The organism is Nocardiopsis sp. iso_40 (genome assembly GCF_056173285.1).
This window is the reverse complement of sequence record NZ_CM149666.1, coordinates 3,451,018-3,471,526: the sequence shown is the minus strand read 5'-3', so window position 1 is coordinate 3,471,526 and position 20,509 is coordinate 3,451,018. Positions and strand designations below refer to the sequence as shown.

The window sequence follows — 20,509 nt, the reverse complement described above, 5'->3', positions numbered from 1 at the left end:
CGGGACGGGGGCGGGAACGGGGCCGCCGGTGCGGGGCGGTTCAGTACTGCCGGTCCGGGAGCGCGGCCTCGGCCTCCTCCTGGGTGAAGGTGGTCTCCTCGACCTCGATGCGCTTGGGGACCTCCTCTCCCGCGGCGACCTGCTCGACGAGCTCCATCAGCTGTTCGCCGAGCAGGGGGTTGCACTCGACGATGAAGTTGATCTCGCCCTCCGCCAGGGCCTCCATCCCGGCCCGGACGGCGTCCACCGTGATGATGCGGATGTCCTCGCCCGGCTCCAGCCCGGCGGCCCTGATCGCCTCGATGGCGCCCAGCCCCATGTCGTCGTTGTGCGCGTAGACCACGTCGATGTCGTCGTGGGAGTTCAGGAAGGCCTCCATCACCTCCTTGCCGCCCGACCTGGTGAAGTCGCCGTCCTGGGTCGCGATGACCTCGATGTCGGAGCTGCCGGAGACGACCTCCTCGAAGCCCTCCTTGCGGTCGATGGCCGGAGCGGCCCCGGTGGTGCCCTGCAGTTCCACGACGTTGGTCGGGCCGTCGCTGTTGTCGACCAGCCACTGTCCGGCCTTGCGGCCCTCCTCGACGAAGTCGGAGCCCAGGAAGGTCTCGTAGAGGGAGTCGTCCTCGGAGTCGATGGCCCGGTCGGTGAGGATGACCGGGATGTCGGCGCGCTGGGCCTCCAGCAGGACCGCGTCCCATCCGGTCTCCACGACCGGGCTGAAGGCGATCACGTCGACGTCCTGCTGGATGTAGGAGCGGATGGACCGGATCTGGTTCTCCTGCTTCTGCTGCGCGTCGGAGAACTGCAGGTCGATCCCGGCGTCCTCGGCGGCCTGCTGGATGGACTCGGTGTTGGCGGTACGCCAGCCGCTCTCCGCGCCGACCTGGGCGAAACCCAGGGTGAGGGTGCCGTCGTCCCCCGCGCTGTCCGACCCGTCCGCTCCGCAGGCGGTCACCGCCGCCAGCACGATCGCGGCCGCGGCCGCGGTGTACTTCTTCATCGCGAGTGTCCTCCGTGTTCGTGGTGCCCCGGATCGTCGATAGCCGTGATGGTGACCGGGGTCACTGGAAACCTAAGAGTGAGCGCTAACAATTTTTCGGTCAATCCCTCTACGGAAACGTTTTTATATCGTTGATGGGTAGGATGAATCTGTAGTGTTAGCGCGCACTTAGAGTGGTGGAACTGTCGAAGCGTGCCGGGGCACGGCCCCGCGCCCCGACACGGGGGCGCCGGGTGCGCGCGAACGGGCGGGGACCGGCCGGTCGCGTAGCCTGGCCACCCGCTCGCAGTGGAAGGCACGACGAGGCCGGTACACGAACGCCGGCACACAAGGAGCCATGGGTGGACCACACCTCTTCAGCCGTCCGGGGGGCGCGAGAGCCCGCGATGACCGACGTCGCCCGGCTCGCGGGCGTCTCCCACCAGACGGTCTCCCGAGTCCTCAACGGGCACCCGAACGTTCGGGAACAGACCCGGCTGCGGGTGCGCGCGGCCATCGAGGAACTGGGGTACCGGCCCAACCGGGCCGCCCGCGCCCTGGCGACCGGGCGGTCCCAGCACATCGGCGTGGTGGCGCAGAACTCGACACTGTACGGCCCCGCCTCCCTGCTGGCCGCCTTCGAACTGGCCGCGGCGGTACAGGGGTTCGTCGTCAGCGTGCGCAGGGTCCGGGTCCTGGACCGGAGCTCGATCACCGAGGCGGTGGAACACCACCGGGAGCAGCGGGTCGCCGGGATCGTGGTGATAGCGCCCACCGCGGCGGCCGGCGAGGCCCTGGCCGAGGTACCGACCGACGTCCCCCTGGTCGCCGTGGACGGCGACCCCGACCGCGGCGCGACCCTGGTGACCGTGGACCAGGAGGCCGGAGCCCGACTGGCGACCCGCCACCTCCTGGAGGCGGGACACCGGACGGTGTGGCACGTGTCCGGGCCCGCGGAGTGGTTCGACGCCGCGGGGCGGGTCCGGGGCTGGCAGGCCGCCCTGGAGGAGGCCGGGGCCGAGGTCCCGCCGGTCAACCCCGCAGACTGGAGCGCCGCCTCGGGGTACCGTGCGGGCCTGCTGCTCGCCCGCATGCCCGAGGTGACGGCGGTGTTCGCGGCCAACGACCACCTCGCCCTGGGGATCCTGCGGGCGATGTCGGAGCGCGGACGGTCCGTCCCCGGCGACGTGAGCGTGGTCGGGTTCGACGACGTTCCGGAGGCCGCGTACTTCACCCCGCCCCTGACGACCGTCCGGCCCGACTTCGACACGGTGGCCAGCGAGACCCTGAACGTGCTGATGTCCTGTATCTCCGACCCGGGGGCCGGTTCCCTCCGGCGGACGATCACCCCCACGCTCGTGGAGCGCGACAGCGTGGCCGCGCTCCCGGGCTGACCGCGCGGAGCCCGGCCTCAGACCGGTGTCCGCTCGAGACCGTCCCGGCCCCGGGCGCTACCGCCCCCCTTCGCCGGCCCTCCGGACCCCCGACCGCTCCTCGGCCACAGGACGGGAAGGGCGGAGCCGGAGCCGACCCGGCGCTTGTTGTAGATGTCGAAGGCCACCGCGAGCAGCAGCACGAGCCCCTTGATGAGCTGCTGCCAGTCCACACCCAGCCCGATCAGCGACATACCGTTGTTCAGCACGCCCATGACCAGGGCGCCGATGACAGCCCCGACGACGCTGCCCACGCCGCCGGTGGCCGAGGCGCCGCCGATGAAGGCGGCCGCGATGGCGTCCAGCTCGAACATGGTCCCCGCGCCCGGGGTGGCGGCGTTGAGCCGGGCGGTGAAGACCAGCCCCGCCAGCGCCGAGAGCACCCCCATGTTGACGAAGACCCAGAACGTGGTGCGCCTGGTCCTGATCCCGGACAGCGCCGCCGCCCGCTCACTGCCGCCCACCGCGTAGACGCGTCGGCCCATGGTGGTGGAGCGCATGACGAACGAGTACCCGGCGATGAGCGCGACCAGGAGCAGGCCCACCAGGGGGAGCCCGTTGTAGTCGGCCAGCGCGTAGGTGAACGCCAGGATCACGCCGACGACGAGGACCGAGCCCGCCGCGGTGACCGCCGCCGACTGGACCGGGAGGCCGTGTGCGCCGGAACGGGCCCGTGAGCGCCACTGGATCCACACGATCACGGCCGAGCCCGCCAGGCCCAGGCCCAGGGTGAGCAGGTGCGGGCCCCCGTCGCCGCCGGGGAGGAAACCGCTGGCGATCACCCGTAGGGACTGGGGCAGGGGAGCGATGGACTCGCCGCCCAGCACGGCCAGGGTTGCGCCGCGGAAGACGAGCATCCCGGCCAGGGTGACGATGAACGCCGGCACCCCCACGTAGGCGATCCAGAACCCCTGCCAGGCTCCGATGGCGGCGCCCAGGAGCAGCGCCGCGGGGATCACGACGACCGTCGGAAGCCCCCACGAGGTGAGCATGATCGCCGACACCGCCCCGGTGAAGGCCACCACCGAACCGACCGACAGGTCGATGTGCCCGGTGACGATCACCAGCATCATCCCGATCGCCAGGATCAGGATGTAGGAGTTCTGCATGATCAGGTTGGTGAGGTTGAGCGGGGTCAGCAGCAGGCCCCCGGTGAGGACCTGGAAGAGGACGATGATGGCCACCAGGGCGATGGCCATGCCGTACTGGCGTGCGTTCCCCTGGAGCAGCGCGCCGATCCTGGCGCGCGGTGAGGTCTGGGCTGTCTGGTTCACGGTTGGTCCCCGGTCCGGGTCATGAGTTTCATCAGGGTCTCCTGGTCGGCCTCCTCGCCCGCCACCTGTCCGGTGATCCGGCCCTCGCACATGGCGTAGATGCGGTCGCACATGCCGAGCAGCTCCGGCAGCTCGGAGGAGATGAGCAGGACGCAGGCGCCCTCGGCGGCGAGCCGCCGCACGATCAGGTAGATCTCGTACTTGGCGCCCACGTCGATGCCGCGCGTGGGTTCGTCGAGGATGAGGAGTTCGGGACGGGTGAACATCCACTTGCCCAGGACGACCTTCTGCTGGTTGCCGCCGCTGAGCGTGCGCACGGTCTGGGAGGTGCCGTGGCTGCGCACCCGCATGTGCTCGCTCATGCGCCGCGCCTCCACCGTTTCGAGCCCGGGGTCGATGACCCCGCGCGTGGAGACGCGGCGCAGCCCCGCCAGGGTGGTGTTGCCGCGGATGTCGTCGTCGAGTACCAGCCCCAGCGACTTGCGGTCCTCGGGCACGTAGGCGACCCCCGAGGTGATGGCGTCCGAGACGCTGCCCACGGGCAGGGCCCGGCCGTCCCGGTGGAGGTCGCCGCGCACGTACCGGCCGTAGCTGCGGCCGAAGAGGCTCATCGCGAACTCGGTGCGACCGGCCCCCATCAGGCCCGCCATCCCCACGATCTCCCCCGCGCGCAGCGTGAGGCCGACCCCGTCCACCACGCGCCGTCCGGTCTGGGTGGGGTGGTCCACCGTCCAGTCCCGCACCTCGAAGAGCTCCGGGCCGATCCGACCGGTCCGTTCGGGGTAGCGCTGGTCGAGGTCGCGGCCGACCATCCCCCGGATGATGCGGTCCTCGTCGATCGAGGGCACGCCCCGGGCGTCGCGCTCCACGGCAAGGGTCTCGATGGTCCGGCCGTCCCGCAGGATGGTGACCTCGTCGCTGACGCTCACCACCTCCCCGATCTTGTGCGAGATGAGGATGCAGGCCACCCCCTGGGCGCGCAGCTCCAGCAGCAGGTCGAGCAGGCGCTCGCTCTCGGCCTCGTTCAACGCCGAGGTCGGCTCGTCCAGGATGAGCAGCCGGACCCGTTTGGCCAGTGCCTTGGCGATCTCCACCATCTGCTGCGCGCCGATGCTCAGCGCCGAGACCGGAGTCGCCGGGTTCTCGTCCAGGCCGACGCGGAGCAGCAGCTCCCGGGCCCTGGCGTGGGTGGCGCCCCAGTCGATCACGCCGAAGCGGCTCACCTCGTGGCCCAGCAGGACGTTCTCGCTGACGGACAGCTGCGGGACCAGGGCCAGCTCCTGGTGGATGATGGCGATGCCGGCCCGTTCGCTCTCGGTGACGTCGGCGAACCGTACGGGCTCGCCGTCGACGAGCACCTCCCCGGTGTAGGAACCGGCGGGGTGGACCCCGCTGAGCACCTTCATCAGGGTGGACTTCCCGGCGCCGTTCTCGCCCATCAGGGCGTGGACGGTCCCGTGCCCCACGCTCAGCGAGACCCCGTCCAGGGCCCGGACCCCGGGGAACTCCTTGCGGATGTCGCGCATCCGCAGCAGGGGTCCCGGGGCCGCGGGTGTTTGGCTCACATCGTTCATCCGAGCTCGGACTCCTCGTAGTAGCCGCCCTCCACGAGGACCTCGTGGTAGTTGTCGACGTCCACCGAAACCGGTTCGAGCAGGTAGGACGGGACGACCTTGACGCCGTTGTCGTAGCTCTCGGTGTCGTTGACCGGCACCTCCCCGCCGGTCAGGACGGCGTCGGTCATCTCGACGGCCTGCGCGGCCAGGACCCGGGTGTCCTTGAAGACGGTCTGGGTCTGTTCCCCGGCGATGATGGACCTGACCGAGGACAGGTCGGCGTCCTGGCCGGTGACGACGGGCAGCGGGCGGGCGTCGGTGCCGTAGCCGGCCGCGCGCAGGGACTCGATCACGCCGAGGCTGATGCCGTCGAAGGGCGACAGGACCGCGTCCACCTCCTCGTCGGAGTAGTTCGCGCTGAGCAGGTTGTCCATCCGGGACTGCGCGATGGCGCCGTCCCACCTCTGGGTGGCGATCTGCTCCATCGACGTCTGCCCGCTGCGCACCTCGAGCGTGCCGTCGTCGATGTGGGGCTGCAGGACGGACATGGCGCCGTCGTTGAAGAAGTAGGCGTTGTTGTCGTCGGGGGAGCCGCCGAAGAGCTCGATGTTGAACGGCCCCTCCTCGTTCTCCAGGTCGAGCGTGTCCACGATGTACTGGCCCTGGATCACACCGACCTCGAAGTTGTCGAAGGTGGCGTAGTAGTCGACGTTCTCGCTGCCCATGATGAGCCGGTCGTAGGCGATCACCGGGATGTCGCCGTCGGCGGCCATGTCGAGCACGTCACCGAGGGCCTCGCCGTCCACGGAGGCGATGACCAGGGCGTCCACTCCCCGGGTGATCATGTTCTCGATCTGGGAGAGCTGGTCCTGGACGACGTCCTCGGCGTACTGCAGGTCGGTGCCGTACCCCTGCTCCTCGAACTCCGCCACCATGTTCTCGCCGTCGGCGATCCACCGTTCGGAGGACTGGGTGGGCATGGAGATGCCGATGACACCGTTCTCGCCCTCGGGCTGTGCCGCGTCGCCCACCCCGCCGCAGGCGGTGAGCGCGAGCGATGCGGTGAGTAGTGCGGCGGTCGTTGCGGTGCGCGTGTGCTGTGGCATGCGCTGTTCCTTTCTTGGGGCCCGGAGCACCGGGCGGGGGGTCGGGCGCGGGGCGCCTCAGGGCCGGCCGCTCAGACCGGGACGTACTCGATACCGGCCAGCTCGCACAGGACCCGCCAGTCCCGTGCCCGGTGGCCGGTGTTCATGACCATGTGGTGGGTGCCGCCCGCCCGCAGCCAGGCGTCCATGCAGCCCCGGACGCCCGAGGACGGCCGGAACTGTCCGTAGGGCATCTCCAGGGCGGGCAGCTCGGGGGCGTCCAGGACCTCGCCCTCGGCCACGACCAGGCGGAACCGTTCCCCGCCCAGGGCCACCAGGGAGGCCAGGGTCGCCGCGCCCGTGCGGTAGCGGAACAGGATCGTGGGCGGGTCGTCCAGCCCGCCGATGCCCAGGGGCCTCTTGATGAGGCGGACCGGTTCGTCCTCGCGGGCGAGGCGCCAGTTGCCCTCGCCCATGTGGCTCATCAGGATCGAGTCCGAGGGGAAGTCCATCGCGTACATCTCGGTGAAGTGGCCGTCCCCGGCCAGTTGGTGCCCCGCGTAGACGACCGAGGCGGCCAGGACGTCCCCCTCCCCGGCGAACCCGTACCCCTGGGCCATGAGGGTGGAGGCGGCGGCCATCGGCAGCCGGGCGAAACGGCCGTCCTCCGCGATCGCGTCGAAGTGGGTGGAGTAGGCACCGCAGCCCGAGTCCTCCAGCAGCCGTTCGATGCCCAGCTGCATACGCGCGTGGTCCTCGCGCTCCTCCTCGGACAGCTTCTCGTCCACGTCGAACGCCCCGTCCTCCCAGGAGATGAGGTCGCGCACCGCCTGTTCGGGCAGGTCGGCCATCGTGCGGTGCAGGGCCCCGGGCGCGATGACGTGGACCTCGGGGCCGAGTTTGCGCAGCAGGGCGGTCTCGTCCACCCGGGCGTCGCCCATCCCGTTCATCGGGTAGCCGAAGACCCCGACCCGCAGGCGGCGCAGCGAGCTGACCGTGCGCGCGGCCCGGGCCCAGCGGTCCACCTGTTCCGCGAAGTGCGGGTCCTGCCACTCGCCGGTGATGACCTCGAAGCGCGTACCCGCGCGCACCAGGGCGTTGGCGGTGTCCTGCGCACCGTGGATGCCCTGGTTGTAGGTCATGTCGTCCATGTCCCACTCGGCGGTCACCGCCGGGTCGGGCTGGATGTTGGCGAGTGCCACGGGCAGGCGCGACTCGGTGAGCGCCCGGGTGACGCGCAGCGAGGGTCCGTAGGTGAGCATGACGACGAGGACCCCGTCGAGGCCCTCGGTCTCGAAGTCGCGCATCGCCCGCTCGGCGTCCTGCCTGCCGCGCACCGGCTGGCTGACGGTCCACTCGGCGACCCCGGACAGCTCCGCGGCCACCCGCTCGGCGTAGGCGGCCTGGTGTTCGGTGATACCGGGGATCATGGCGTCGTAGAGCGGCTGCATGACGCCGAGCAGGCCGATGCGCGGAAGGCGCGTTCGCACGGCGGGGTTCTCGCTCACCGGAGGGGTGGGTACTGGCACGGTGGGTCCTACCTTCTTTCATGGGTGAAGCTGGTCATTCGTAAGATCGGTGAGCCCAAGGGCTCCGGGTATGGCTGTCACGGTGAAGCCCGCTCGACGGCTTAAGGAACTTGGCCGCCCGGAGTCCCGCGACGACCCGACCGCCAATTGGGAGATGCGACCCCGATCGCTGCGTAGGACAACGACGGCGCGGTCGTCCGCTGGGAACCCCACCCCTCACCACACATCGGCGGAGGTGCCCGTGCCCCACATCTGGGCCGGTATCGACATCGGCAAGACCCACCACCACTGCGTGGTCATCAACACCGACGGCCAACAACTGCTCTCGCGCCGGGTCGCCAACGACGAGACCGAGCTGCTGGACCTGCCCGCTGACGTCCTGGCCCTGGACTCCGACGCCCTGTGGGCGGTGGACCTCAACCATGGCGGTGCCGCCCTGCTCATCGGCCTGTTGTTGGACCACGGCCAGCCGGTCGTCTACCTCACCGGCCTGGCCGTGCACCGCGCCTCGGCCACCTACCGGGGCGAGGGCAAGACCGACGCCCGCGACGCGTTCGTCATCGCCGACCAGGCCCGCATGCGCCGCGACCTGGGCGTGCTGCGCCCCGGGGACGAGATCGCCGTGGACCTGCGCATCCTCACCACCCGCCGCACCGACCTGGTCGCCGACCGCACCCGGGCCATCAACCGGTTGCGCGCCCAGCTGCTGGAGATCTCCCCCGCCCTGGAACGCGCCTTGGACGTGACCAACAAGGGCCCCGTCGTGCTGCTGACCGGCTACCAGACCCCGGCCGCCCTGCGCCGTCTGGGCGCCAAACGCCTGGAGACCTGGCTGCGGGCCCGCGGCGTCAGAGGCGCCGCCGCTCTGGCGGCCACCGCCATCGAGGCCGCCCAGACCCAGCGCACACACCTTCCCGGGCAGAAGACCGCCGCGGCGATGGCGGCCCGGCTGGCCGGGGAGGTGATCCGCCTGAACGAGGAGATCGCCGAGGTCGAAACCCTCGTCCAGGCCCGGTTTCACGACCATCCGCATGCCGGGGTGATCACCTCCCTGCCCGGCATGGGCACGATGCTGGGAGCGGAGTTCCTGGCCGCGACCGGCGGTGACATGGCCCTGTTCGGCACTGCGGACCGGTTGGCCGGCTACGCGGGGCTGGCGCCGGTGGCCCGGGACTCCGGACGTGTCAGTGGCAACCTGCGAAGACCTCGTCGCTACCACCGGGGCCTGCTGCGGTCCTTCTACCTGTCCTCGATGTTCGGCCTGCGGTCGTGTCCGGCCTCGAAGGCCTACTACGACCGCAAGCGGGCCGAGGGCAAGGGGCACAAGCAGGCGCTGCTGGCGCTCTCGCGCCGCCGGGTCAACGTGCTGTGGGCGATGCTCCGTGATGGAACGCCTTACCAAGGTTCACCCCCGGTGAGCTTGGCGGCTTGACACCAGCATTGGGAAGTTCCTTACTGTCCGTAGACGTTCTGGTAGCGGTCGTGGAGGGCGTCGATGTGCTCCTGCGGCAGGCGCTGCACTGAACCGCCCTGGCGGGCGAAGTGGACGGTGCGCGCCACGTCCTCGCACATCACCGCGGCCTTGACCGCGGCTCTGGCGTCCCCGCCGATGGTGAACACGCCGTGGCCGCGCATGAGCACGGCCGGGGAGCGGTGGTCGCGCAGGGTCGCCACGACCCCCCGGCCGATGTCGTCGCCGCCGATGAGGGCGAACGGTCCCACCGGCACGTCCCCGCCGAACTCGTCGGCCATCGCGGTGATCGCGCAGGGGATCGCCTCCCCCCGGGCCGCCCAGGCGGTCGCGTAGGGGCTGTGGGTGTGGACGACGCCCCCCACGTCCGGGCGCTCCCGGTAGACGTAGGCGTGGGCCTCGGTGTCGCTGGAGGGGTTGTGCCGCCCCCGCACCCTTCGCCCGTGCAGGTCGCACACCACGATGTCCTCGGGGCGCAGGTCGTCGTAGGACACGCCGCTGGGCTTGATCACCATCAGGTCGGTGCCGGGTACCCGGGCCGAGACGTTGCCGCTGGTCCAGGTGACCAGGTTCCACCGGGGCAGTTCGGCGTGCAGGTCGCACACCTGTTCACGCAGGCCCTCCACCTCCGTGCGGTGCTCGGCCAGCTGTTCCTCGGGTGTGCGTGTGCTCATCGTGTCCCCCGGGCGGTTCGGTCGGTCCTGGTCAGCGCCTCGTGGCGCAGGGCGCGCAGGCGGTGGAGGCTGTCGCTGCCACCGCGGCCGAAGTGGTCGTGGAGTTCGGTGTAGACGGCGAAGAGGTCGTCGTAGGCGGCGGACCTGCCCGGATCGGGGTCCACGGTCGCCTCGCGGACCCGGCCCATGGCGGCGGAGGCGGTGTGCACGTCGGGGTGGAACCCGGCGGCGACCGCCGCGTGGATGGCGGAGCCGACGGCGCAGCTGTGTTCGGTGTCGACCACGCGCAGGGGCCGGTTCAGCACGTCCGCGTAGACCTGCAGGACGAACGGGTTGCGGACCATCCCGCCCCCGATGGTGAGGTCGTGCACGGGCACGCCCGCGCCGGTGAAGGCCTCGATGATCGTGCGGGTGCCGAAGGCGGTGGCCTCGACCAGAGCCCGGTAGACCTCCTCGGGCCGGGTGGCCAGGGTCATCCCGACCAGCACCCCCGACAGCGCGTGGTCCACCAGCACCGAGCGGTTGCCGCTGTGCCAGTCCAGGGCGACCAGGCCGTGCTCGCCCACCGCCGCCCCGGCCGCCCGGTCCGAGAGCACCTCGTGCACGGACAGGCCCCGTTCGGCGGCCTCCTCGTGGTAGGCGGGGGGAACGTGGGTGTTCGCGAACCAGCCGAAGATGTCGCCGACCCCGCTCTGCCCGGCCTCGTAGCCCCACATCCCCGGAGTGATGCCGCCCAGGGCCAGCCCGCACATGCCGGGTACCTCCGCCAGGACGTCGGAGTTCATGACGTGGCAGGTGCTGGTGCCCATGATCGCGAGCATGCGGCCGGGCTCCGTGGTCCGGGCGGTGGCGGCGGTGACGTGGGCGTCGATGTTGCCGACGGCGACGGGGACGCCCGCGGGCAGCCCGGTCCACTCCGCGGCCCGGCCGGTGAGGGTGCCCGCACGCTCGCCCAGCTGGGAGAGGGGGTGGTCGATTTTGTCCTGGGCGAAGGTGGCGAAGCGGGGGTCGAGGGCGGCCTGGAAGTCCTTCGACGGCCACCGTCCGTCCTGGTACAGGCCCTTGTACCCGGCCGTCGCGACGTTGCGGGTCTCGTGCCCGCACAGCTGCCAGACGATCCAGTCCGCGGCCTCGATCCAGCGCTCGGTGCGTTCGTAGACCTCGGGGTCCTCGCGCAGGACCTGGAGGGCCTTGGCGAACTGCCACTCGGAGGAGATCCGCCCGCCGTAGCGGGGCAGCCACTCCTCGCCGCGCTCGGCGGCCAGCGCGTTGATCTCGTCGGCCTCGGGCTGGGCCGCGTGGTGGCGCCACAGTTTGGGCCAGGCGTGCGGGCGGTTCCGGAGGTCGTCGAGCTGGCACAGCGGTGTGCCGTCGGCCGTGACCGGCAGGACGGTGCAGGAGGTGAAGTCGGTACCGATCCCGATGACCCGTTCCGGTCCGACCGCTGCCCTGCGCAGCGCCTCGGGCACGGCGCTGCGCAGTACCTCCCGGTAGTCCTCGGGGTGCTGGAGCGCGGTCTCCGGCGCCAGCGGTTCGTCCCGGCCGGGGAGCCGGTCGGTGATGACCCCGTGCCGGTAGGCGTACTCGGCCGAGCCGAGTTCCGTGCCGTCGGCCGCCCGGACCACGACGGCGCGGCCGGAGAGGGTGCCGAAGTCGATCCCGATGACCACAGCGTCCTCTGCCGAACCTGTGTTGGCGCTAACATCGTCTGTCAAGAGGTTTCCTTTCGGGGGTTGTCCCGGACGTCGGGGGCGGGCGCGGGGCCGCTGCTGCCCCGGGGCAGCAGGCGGGCCGGGACCATCCGGCGCAGATCCGCCCGCGGGGCGGTGTCGGCGCCGCCGACCTGCTGGAGCAACAGGGACAGGCTCTCCTGCCCCACCCTGGCGAAGTCCTGCCGGACGGTGGTCAGTGCGGGGGAGAGGAACTCGGCCTCGGGTACGTCGTCGAAGCCGACCACGCTGACGTCGCCGGGCACGTCCAGACGTGCTTCGCCCAGGGCGCGCAGGAGGCCGACGGCCATCTGGTCGTTGCCCACGAAGACCGCGGTGACCGGCTCGCCGACGGCCCGGCGGGCGAGCAGGGCCCTGCCCTGCTCGTAGCCGGAGCGGGGGGTCCAGTCCCCGCGCAGGGTCGCGGGGGCCGGGGCGCCCGCACCGGCGAGCGCCCGCCGCCACCCGGCCAGGCGTGCCCGCGACTGCGGCCACAGCGGGTTGCCCTCTATGTGGTGGACGGTCCTGTGGCCGAGCCCGAGCAGGTGTTCCACGGCCTCGGCCGCCCCCTGGGCCTGGTCCACGCAGACCACGGGCAGCCCCCAGTCCTCGCCGCCCTCCACCATCACCAGCGGCCGGGGGGCGTCCGGCGCGGTCAGCCGTTCCGCCAACCGGCGCTGGGGGGTGATGGCCACGCAGCCCTCCACCGACTGCTGGATCAGGTGGTCCACGGCCTCGGCGGCACCGTTCCGCGAGGTGTGGTCGAGGCTGACCACGGTGAGGAAGTAGCCCGCCTCGCGGGCGGCCCGCTCGATGCCGACCAGGGTCTGGGCGGGCCCGTACAGCGCGGTTTCGGAGGCGATGACCCCCAGCACGTTGGTCCTGCTGGTGGCGAGGGCGCGCGCGGTGGAGTTGCGGCGGTAGCCGGTCTCCTCGATCGCCCGGCGTACGCGCTCGACCGTCGCCGCGCGCACGTTGGGGTGACCGTTGAGGACCCTGGAGACCGTCTGGTGGGAGACGTCGGCGAGCCGGGCGACGTCGGCCATGACGGGGGCGCGGTTCTTGGGCTGGGATGTCAGAACGAAACAACCCCTTCGTGAGGGTCGCAGGGGGGTGTGACCTAGCCAACATTGTTGGCGCTAACATTGGGAGAAGTCAACCCCCGGGAGGATCGGGATTCCGTCCGTCCCGACCGGGCGGTCAGCGCCCGGTCAGCGCCCGCGCCGCGCCTCGCCGGGAGTGCGTCCCCGGAGCGCCGGGTACGCCGGGGGGGAGGAGATCCCCGGCCCCAGGAGAGCGGATGACCCACACCGACAGCGCGTCCGACAGCGCCCGGCACCCGCACTGGGCGGCGGCGGTCCTCGGACTGGCCGGGAGGATCCTCGGGCCGACGCACCCGCCGATCGCCCTGCACGAGTACCCGGTCCCCGAACGGTCCTTCGAGTACCGCGCCGAATCCGGAACTCTCACGGTCCGCGCGACCGACGCCGTCGCGGCGGCCGTGGGGCTGCACACCTACCTGAGGCAGGTCTGCGCCGTCACCGTGGACTGGGACGCCCGGCTCCCACTGCCGGTCCCCGCCTTCCCCGACGCCCCGCCCACACACCGCACCGCCGAGGTCGACCAGGTCTACTACCTCAACTTCTGCACAACCGGTTACACCTCCCCCTACTGGGGGTGGGACGAGTGGGAGCGCGAGACCGACTGGATGGCGCTACACGGTGTCACCACGCCCCTGACCGCGGTGGGCCACGAGGCCGTCCTACGCGACGCCTACACCCGGCTGGGACTGAGCGACGACCAGGCGCGCGCGTTCATCGGCGGACCCGGCTACCTGCCCTGGCACCACATGGGCAACCTCGACCACTTCGCCGGACCGCTCCCGGCCTCGTGGGCCGACACCCACCTGCAACTGGGCAGACGCATCCTGGAACGCCAACGCTCCCTCGGCATGACCCCGGTTCTGCCGGGCTTCACCGGGCACGTTCCCCCCGCACTGGCCCCGGCCGGTCCCGGCGACCGGACCAGGACCCAGACCTGGCAGGGACTGGTCACGCACGTACTCGACCCCGCGGACCCCCTGTACGCGGAGGTCGGAGCCCGGATCACCCGCAGTCAGCGCGAACTCCTGGGCACCGACCACCTGTACGCGATCGACCCCTTCATCGAGATGGTCCCGGTCGACGCCGACCCCTCCTTCCCCGCGGCGATCGCCGCGGCCACCCTGGAAGGGCTCACCCGGGCCGACCCCGAGGCCGTGTGGACCATGCAGAGTTGGCCCTTCTCCTACCAGCGCTCCTTCTGGAGCGACGAACGGGTCACCGCCTTCCTCGACGCCATCCCCGACGAACGGCTCCTCCTGCTCGACCTGTTCGCCGAGCGCGAACCCCAGTGGACCCGCTTCGACTCCTTCGGCGACAAGACCTGGATATGGTGCGCCCTGCTCAACTTCGGCGGCCGCACCGACCCCATGGCCGACCTCCAGGGCACCCTGGACCGGGTCAACGCCGCCAAGGCGGCCCGTAACCGCCCCGCCGGGATCGGCCTGGCCATGGAGGCCACCCGCAACAACCCCGCCTTCTTCGACCTGGTCGTCGACCAGGCCTGGACCCGCACCGAACGGGTGGAGCGCGACTGGCTGCCCGGTTTCGTCGAACGCCGCTACGGCCGGGGACACGACCCCTCGCTCCTGGAGGCCTGGCGGGGGCTGCTCGCCACCGTCCACGCTGCCCCCGACACCTTCCGCCACCCGGCCGACCAGTACGGGGTCCTGGGGCAGCGGCCCCACTACCGGGACCTGGCCGACCCCGGAGAACTGCGAGCCCGGGTCGCCGCCCGGGTCTGGTACGCGTGGCCGGACCTCCTCCGCGCCTGGGAGCGCCTGGTCGGTGCGGCCGAGAACACCCCCGGACTCGCCGACGGTCCCCTGGGACGGGACCTGGCGGACGTGGCCATGGCGGTCCTGCTACGGGTCGCCGACCACCGTTACCTGGAGCTGGTCGAGGACGTCGCCAGGGAGGGGACCGTCCCGCAGGAGGAACTGGCCGACTTCCTGGCCGTGTTCGACCACCTCGACGCGCTCCTGGCCACCCGCCCCGAGTACACCTACCGGAACTGGGAGGACCGGGCCGCCTCCTGGGCCGCCGGGGAGGAGGACCGCCGGGTGCTGCTCGACAACGCCCGCCGGATCCTCACCGTGTGGACCGTGCCCGGCGACGGCCAGCTCGACGACTACGCCAGCCGCATGTGGGCGGGGCTGGTCGGCGACTACTACCGTTCCCGCTGGCAGCTGTGGGCCCGGGAGCTGGAATCGGCCGCGAGCGACCCTGTCGGAGCCGCGGCGCGGCTGGACCGCGCCCTGCTCGAACGGGAGGAGGAGTTCCTGGCCCGCGGTGTGCCGGACCCGCCGCAGGAGAGCGGGGACGTGGTGGCACGTTCACGGGTGCTCCTGGACCGTTACGGCCGCACGGAACGTCCCTGACCTCTCCCTGACCGCCCCGCCGCACGATCCTGCCCGTGCGGCGGGTCTCCTCCCGCCGCCCGGAAAACCCGTGGCGGCGTGCGCGGGCCCCGGGCTACGTTGCCCGGATGAGCGACACCGATTCGACCCGGGTCTGGGACACCGAGACGGCGGCCCGCTACGACACCCCCGGCGAGGGGGTGTTCGCCCCGGAGGCGCTCGACCCCTGCGTGGACCGACTGGCCGGGCTCGCCGGTGACGGAGCCGCCCTCGAATTCGCCGTCGGCACCGGACGCGTCGCGGTGCCGCTGGCCGCGCGGGGCGTGCCCGTCACCGGAATCGAGCTGTCCGGGGCGATGGTCGCCCAGTTGCGCACCAAGGCGGACGAGGCCGCGCTGCCCGTGGTCGTCGGCGACATGGCCACCGCCACGGCGCCGGGCGAGTTCACCCTGGTCTACCTCGTTTACAACACCATCACCAACCTGCTCACCCAACAGGAACAGGTCGAGTGCTTCCGCAACGCGGCCGGGCACCTGGCCCCTGGAGGGCGCTTCGTCGTGGAACTGGGGGTGCCCGAACTGCGGCGCCTGCCGCCCGGCCAGGAGGGGCTGCTGTTCACCGCGGACCCCGGCTACATCGGCGCGGACACCTACGACGTGGTCAACCAGCACCTGGTCTCGCACCACTTCCTGTTCGGCGAGGGGCGCCAGGCGCGGGTGTTCCGGGTGAAACAGCGGTACGCCTGGCCGAGCGAGCTCGACCTCATGGCCCGCATCGCCGGCTTCGAGCTGGAGTCCCGGCACGCCGACTGGCAGGGGGCCGAGTTCACCGGCGACTCCCGTTCGCACGTGTCCGTCTACCGGCTGCCAGCCTCGGGATGACGCCGGCCCGCCCCGGTCCCGCGGGGCGGGAAGACGGATGCCCTCCCCACGGCCCGGCCGCGGGGATGCACCCCTCAGGGCTCAGAACGAACCTCCGGGGAGCCCGTGAGCCCCGCGCACGCGGGGATGGGCCGAGGTAACAATGTCGATCGAAGACTTCTCATTCGTGAGCCCCGCGCACGCGGGGATGGACCGGTCAACGCCGCCGGGCGGACCACCCCGCGACGCGGCTCGCCAACACCTCGGACACGGTCTGCCAGCGGGCGGGATCTATACTGTGCCCTGCTACCACTGCCTGATCGTCCGTCTCCGCGCCCCCGTGATCACTGGTGCCCGTGCCCAGCCCTGGAATGGAGTCGGACGATGGACATGTCCTCCCGAGAGATCCGCCTGCCTCTCAACGAGGTCGTCGCAGTCCTGCAGGACCTGGACGAGTTCGTGGTTTCCCTCGACCGCCTCGGCTCCCGTATGGCATTGGGAACCGCCGACGAGCACACCGTCGGCGAGTTCGTCGCCGACCGGGATGTCGCCCGGCGCCTGTCCCGGGCCCGACACGTGCTCAGTGTCGCGCTGGACGGGCAACTGAGCGAGGAAGAGAACGCCGAGATCGACGCCCTGTGTGAACAGGGCCGCTTCTACGGCGCGGACGGCCCCGCCACCGACCAACTCGACTGAGACAGCAGGCGCAGCGGGCCGGGCCGAAACACCTGTGAGCCTGCCTCCCCAGCAGCACACCGCTGGCAGTGCCGCTGCGGCACGTCCGGTTGTCCCGGGGCGCGGTGGCGGAATCCGGCCACCTCTCGTTGCCGGGTGATCCTCACGCAGGTTCTTCGATCGGCTCGGCAGCCTGTCATGGGCGACGAAGGGCTTGCTCTCACGCCATAACCTAGGCATATTAGGAAAAAACCTAGGAAGGCTAGGAACCTTATGCCGCGCGTGGGACTCACCCGGGACACAGTGGTGTCCACCGCCGCCGATGTCGCTGACGAGATCGGGTTCGACCACCTGACGCTCGCCGTACTCGCGGAGCGGTTCGGCGTCCGCGACGCCAGCCTGTACACACACGTCCGAGGCCTGGCCGACCTCCTGGAGAGCGTGGCCCTGCTGGCCCACGACGAATGGGCGGACACCCTGGGGCGGGCGGTGGCCGGACGGTCCGGCCACGAAGCCCTGAAAGCCTTCGCCGACGCCTACCGGGCGTTCGCCACCGGAAATCCGGGCCGGTACGCCGCCACCCGGTACCCGGTGCCGCCCGAGAGGATGGCCGCGTCCACCGGCGTGCCGCGCATCATCGAAGCCTGCTACGCGCTGCTGCGCGGCTACGACCTGGCCGAACCGGACGCCACCGACGCGGTCCGACTGCTGCGCAGCGCCTTCCACGGCTTCAGCGACCTGGAGGCCGTGGGCGGCTTCACCGCTGATCGTGACCTGGACGCCTCCTGGCAACGCGCGGTCAACGCACTCCACCACACCCTGACCAACTGGTCGCAGAGCTGAACCCTGAACAGGAGCAACGTATCCCTCCCAGCACCCTCACCCTGAACGACGCCACCGTGGACTACGACCGCCGTGGCAGCGGTCCGCCGCTGCTGCTCATCCCCGGCGGCGTGGGGCACGGCGGCGTGTTCGACCAGCTCGCCTCGCATCTGGCCGGCCACCACGACGTCGTCGCCATGTCCAGCCGCGTGGCCTCGAAACGACAGCCGGACACCGTGCTCGGCGACCAGCGACCCGAAACCCACGCCGGGGACGCGCTCGGCCTGATCGGGGAACTCTTCGACGAACCGCCGATCGTGTTCGGCTTCAGCTCCGGCTCCGTCACCGCCCTCGAGCTGCTGGCCCGCCACCCCGACCACGTCCGCCTCGCCGTCGTCCACGAGCCGCCGCTGGTCAGTCTGCTGCCGGACGCCGCGCGCCACCGGGCCGCGTTCGAATCGGTCCGCGCCACCGCCCGCACCCGGGGCCTGGCCGAAGCCCAGGCGCTCATGTTCGCGGCCATGACCACTCCCGTCACCGGAGCGGAGCCGCCCGAGCTCCGCCACACCGGTGCCTGGTTCGACGGTTACGCCGACACCGAACCCGAACCGCCCGCCCCCGCGTCGGCAGAGCTCTTCGCCAGCCTCGGTGACCTCCAGTCGGTGATGCTGGAACACATCCTGGTCCCGTTCACCACCCACGAACCCGACCTGGCCGCACTCGAGGCGCGAACCGGCCGACTCGTCCCCGTGGCGGGCACCGACTCCCGCGGCCAGCTGCCCTACCGGACCGCAGCCGCACTGGCCGCCCGGCTCCGCCTTCCCCTGACCGAACTCCCCGGAGGACATCTCGGCCCGGTCGAACGCCCCGCACAGTTCGCCGGCGCGCTCAGAAAACTCCCTGAAATGCCCTGACCACCGGACCGGCGCGGAGGCGGTCCCGGCAGCTCATCCTGGGGCCATGCCGAGGGCGGTCAGGTCGAACACGACCTGCACGGTGGTGGCGCGGATACGGGTGCCGTCCCAGTCCCAGGAGAAGTCCCAGTACACCGACAGTCTCTCGACGAGGGCCAGTCCGCTGCCGGGGGCCCGCTTCTCCAGGCGGGGATAGGCGATGCTGTCCTCCTGGAGGGGGCCGTCGTCGGTGACGTACAGGTGGGGGAGCAGGGGCCGGGTCCGGTCCAGCACGATCCGGACGGTGCCGCCGGGCAGCCCGGAGCGGCTGTGGTGGTGGGCGTTCCCGACCAGGATGCGGGCGACCCGGACCAGTCGGGTGGCGTGGCCGGGTGCAACGGTGTGGAACCAGCCGGCCAGGACCGTGTACTCGCGGTGGTGGCCGAGGAGGAGGCCGTGTTGGTGGGGGTGGTCCAGCCGGAGGCGGCGCGGGAGTCCGGTCCCTGGTGTTCGGGGGCGTGCCTCGATATCCTGCATGCGTCTTCACCTCGCGTGGTTCGGGGTGGGGTCACAGCCCCGGGCGACCGCTCTCCACTTCGGTCACCGGGGCTTTTCCTGTCCGGCGGTCGGACGCCCGGGCGCGGGCGGGGCGCTCTGCCGCGGCCGTCCCCTCGTGCCCCCGGTACGGCGGCCGACCGGTTCGACCCCCGCCGACCGCTGCCTCGCACCGGGAGGATGCTCCCCGTGGCGGTACCGACACCCTCAGGTGCCGGTACGGACTCTTCCACCGGGTCCGCGCCTGGTCTATATTCATCGCCCAGAACGTTCGTATTCGTATGCTGAGCTATTCAAACTGATAGGCCGGCGATATTGGCGGTGAGGCGTGGGATCAAGCGATGCTGCACGGGAGCGTTTCGGTAAGCTGCTCAAGAAGTACCGAGGTCAGTCGGGTCTCACCCAGCAGGAACTCGCCAAGGCCGCCGTCATCGCCCAGAGCACCGTCAGTGACCTGGAATCAGGGAAAAAGGGGACGCGGCGCGAACAAGTAGAACGAATCGACAATGCCCTTATCGCCAACGGCGTTCTGCTCAACGCCTGGGAGGCGGCCTTCTCGCCCGCGGGGATGATCGGCTACTTCCGAGAGGTCGCCGAAGACGAGCAGGTCGCCATCGAGATCCGCGAGTACGCTCTCGGACTTGTGCCCGGTCTCGTGCAGGTCGAGCGGTATGCCCGGGTTATCAGCCAGATCGCATCGCCTTATACGCCTCCGGGGCAGATTGAGAAGATTGTCCGGGCGAGGCTCTACCGGAAGCAGATCCTGGAAAGCGACCATCCGCCGAAAATGACCGTTCTCCTGGACGAATCGGTCCTGCTGCGCAGGTTCTCCGACCCCGCGGTCATGCCCGAGCAGATCAGCCATCTGCTGGAATTGAGTTACCGCCCCCGCGTCACCGTCCAGGTCATCCCCGAGGACACCGAGGACCATGTGGGCCTGAGCGGTTCATTTAGGCTGAGTACCGCCCCTGACAGCAGCCCCTTCGTCTACGTCGAGGGCCAGAAGACGGGCATGACCCTCAAGGAACCCGAGATCGTGGCAAGCTACGAGCGGACATTCGCGGACCTGCGAAGCTCAGCTCTGCCGGTGCCCGCGTCCCGATCCCGGATGGAAGAGATACGAGGCAGCATCACATGATCACCGACGGTTGGAAGAAGTCCAGCTACAGCAACGGTGAGGGCGGCAACTGTGTGGAGGCGCGCGGCGATATCGCTGATGTCCGTGTCCTCGTGCGTGACACGCAGAACCGTGCCCTGGGCCACCTGGAGATGCCCAACGAAGAATGGACGGCGTTCCTCGCCACCGCGGGGCGCGCCTAGCGTTGTCGCCGCGGAGTGAACCGGACCCCGCCAGAGGAGTTGGCGGGGTCCGCTTTCATGTCGGCCCGATCAGGCTATCCGCGCCGGTGAGAACACCGCCAGGGCCAAAGGCCCCGGGACCGACCGGCCGGACGCCCGGAATCGGACAGGGTCGTCTGCACCGGGTTCTCGGCCCCGACCGGGTAACTGCTGCGCGTGGAGCCCGGCCGGTCCG

At 71.1% G+C, this 20,509-nt stretch carries 18 protein-coding genes; 9 read left to right on the top strand and 9 right to left on the bottom strand.

Annotated features, from left to right (window positions below):
• Positions 1-40: 40 nt before the first annotated feature.
• Entirely contained in the window at positions 41-1,000 is a 960-nt protein-coding gene (locus AC0VYD_RS15240; protein ID WP_475476197.1) for an ABC transporter substrate-binding protein, read from the bottom strand.
• Positions 1,001-1,341: 341 nt separating this feature from the next.
• Between AC0VYD_RS15240 and AC0VYD_RS15235 the strand changes: the two genes are divergently transcribed.
• Positions 1,342-2,373 carry a LacI family DNA-binding transcriptional regulator gene (locus AC0VYD_RS15235; protein WP_475476196.1) on the top strand — a complete coding sequence of 344 codons (1,032 nt, stop codon included), beginning with the start codon at positions 1,342-1,344 and terminating at the stop codon, positions 2,371-2,373.
• 17 nt (positions 2,374-2,390) lie between these two features.
• Here AC0VYD_RS15235 and mmsB read toward each other — a convergent pair whose 3' ends face one another.
• From mmsB to AC0VYD_RS15215, 4 genes are all read right to left on the bottom strand, one after another.
• Positions 2,391-3,686: a multiple monosaccharide ABC transporter permease gene (gene mmsB / locus AC0VYD_RS15230; RefSeq protein ID WP_475476195.1), complete on the bottom strand. Its 1,296-nt coding sequence runs from the start codon at positions 3,684-3,686 to the stop codon at positions 2,391-2,393.
• The gene (locus AC0VYD_RS15225) at positions 3,683-5,260 is read right to left on the bottom strand and encodes an ATP-binding cassette domain-containing protein (protein WP_475476194.1); all 1,578 of its coding nucleotides are present in this window, start codon (positions 5,258-5,260) and stop codon (positions 3,683-3,685) included. Before AC0VYD_RS15225 ends, mmsB begins: the two co-directional genes overlap by 4 nt.
• The gene (chvE, locus tag AC0VYD_RS15220; protein ID WP_475476193.1) at positions 5,257-6,348 is read right to left on the bottom strand and encodes a multiple monosaccharide ABC transporter substrate-binding protein; all 1,092 of its coding nucleotides are present in this window, start codon (positions 6,346-6,348) and stop codon (positions 5,257-5,259) included. Before chvE ends, AC0VYD_RS15225 begins: the two co-directional genes overlap by 4 nt.
• A 71-nt stretch (positions 6,349-6,419) precedes the next feature.
• Positions 6,420-7,856, bottom strand: a complete 1,437-nt coding sequence (locus tag AC0VYD_RS15215) for an L-fucose/L-arabinose isomerase family protein (RefSeq protein ID WP_475476192.1) — start codon at positions 7,854-7,856, stop codon at positions 6,420-6,422.
• Positions 7,857-8,091: 235 nt separating this feature from the next.
• Here AC0VYD_RS15215 and AC0VYD_RS15210 point away from each other — a divergent pair, with 235 nt between their 5' ends.
• The gene (locus AC0VYD_RS15210; protein WP_475476191.1) at positions 8,092-9,288 is read left to right on the top strand and encodes an IS110 family RNA-guided transposase; all 1,197 of its coding nucleotides are present in this window, start codon (positions 8,092-8,094) and stop codon (positions 9,286-9,288) included.
• 20 nt (positions 9,289-9,308) lie between these two features.
• Here AC0VYD_RS15210 and AC0VYD_RS15205 read toward each other — a convergent pair whose 3' ends face one another.
• The 3 genes from AC0VYD_RS15205 to AC0VYD_RS15195 are packed head-to-tail and all read right to left on the bottom strand — an operon-like array spanning position 9,309 to position 12,756.
• A complete protein-coding gene (locus tag AC0VYD_RS15205) occupies positions 9,309-10,001 on the bottom strand; it encodes an L-ribulose-5-phosphate 4-epimerase (protein ID WP_475476190.1) in 693 nt (230 codons plus the stop codon).
• Positions 9,998-11,671, bottom strand: coding sequence for a ribulokinase (gene araB / locus AC0VYD_RS15200; RefSeq protein ID WP_475480273.1), 1,674 nt, complete (start codon positions 11,669-11,671; stop codon positions 9,998-10,000). The genes AC0VYD_RS15205 and araB overlap by 4 nt, the downstream gene beginning before the upstream one ends.
• Before the next feature lie 41 nt (positions 11,672-11,712).
• Positions 11,713-12,756, bottom strand: coding sequence for a LacI family DNA-binding transcriptional regulator (locus tag AC0VYD_RS15195; RefSeq protein ID WP_475476189.1), 1,044 nt, complete (start codon positions 12,754-12,756; stop codon positions 11,713-11,715).
• A gap of 254 nt (positions 12,757-13,010) precedes the next feature.
• On the opposite strand from AC0VYD_RS15195, the gene AC0VYD_RS15190 reads away from it, so the two are divergent.
• From AC0VYD_RS15190 to AC0VYD_RS15170, 5 genes are all read left to right on the top strand, one after another.
• Positions 13,011-15,191 (top strand): alpha-N-acetylglucosaminidase, encoded by a 2,181-nt coding sequence (locus AC0VYD_RS15190; RefSeq protein WP_475476188.1) that lies wholly within the window; start codon positions 13,011-13,013, stop codon positions 15,189-15,191.
• A gap of 107 nt (positions 15,192-15,298) precedes the next feature.
• On the top strand, positions 15,299-16,051 hold the full coding sequence (locus AC0VYD_RS15185; protein ID WP_475476187.1) for a class I SAM-dependent DNA methyltransferase: 753 nt from the start codon (positions 15,299-15,301) through the stop codon (positions 16,049-16,051).
• A gap of 363 nt (positions 16,052-16,414) precedes the next feature.
• Entirely contained in the window at positions 16,415-16,726 is a 312-nt protein-coding gene (locus AC0VYD_RS15180; RefSeq protein ID WP_475476186.1) for a hypothetical protein, read from the top strand.
• Positions 16,727-16,978: 252 nt separating this feature from the next.
• Complete coding sequence (locus AC0VYD_RS15175; RefSeq protein ID WP_475476185.1) at positions 16,979-17,548, top strand: TetR/AcrR family transcriptional regulator; 570 nt, start codon at positions 16,979-16,981, stop codon at positions 17,546-17,548.
• Between the two features lie 56 nt (positions 17,549-17,604).
• On the top strand, positions 17,605-18,441 hold the full coding sequence (locus tag AC0VYD_RS15170; protein ID WP_475476184.1) for an alpha/beta fold hydrolase: 837 nt from the start codon (positions 17,605-17,607) through the stop codon (positions 18,439-18,441).
• A 33-nt stretch (positions 18,442-18,474) separates the two neighbouring features.
• On the opposite strand, the gene AC0VYD_RS15165 is transcribed toward AC0VYD_RS15170, so the two are convergent.
• Positions 18,475-18,957 (bottom strand): ATP-binding protein, encoded by a 483-nt coding sequence (locus AC0VYD_RS15165; protein ID WP_475476183.1) that lies wholly within the window; start codon positions 18,955-18,957, stop codon positions 18,475-18,477.
• A 346-nt stretch (positions 18,958-19,303) separates the two neighbouring features.
• Here AC0VYD_RS15165 and AC0VYD_RS15160 point away from each other — a divergent pair, with 346 nt between their 5' ends.
• Both AC0VYD_RS15160 and AC0VYD_RS15155 read left to right on the top strand, forming a co-directional pair.
• Complete coding sequence (locus AC0VYD_RS15160) at positions 19,304-20,113, top strand: helix-turn-helix domain-containing protein (RefSeq protein ID WP_475476182.1); 810 nt, start codon at positions 19,304-19,306, stop codon at positions 20,111-20,113.
• The gene (locus tag AC0VYD_RS15155; RefSeq protein ID WP_452545343.1) at positions 20,110-20,295 is read left to right on the top strand and encodes a DUF397 domain-containing protein; all 186 of its coding nucleotides are present in this window, start codon (positions 20,110-20,112) and stop codon (positions 20,293-20,295) included. The genes AC0VYD_RS15160 and AC0VYD_RS15155 overlap by 4 nt, the downstream gene beginning before the upstream one ends.
• Positions 20,296-20,509: the final 214 nt, after the last annotated feature.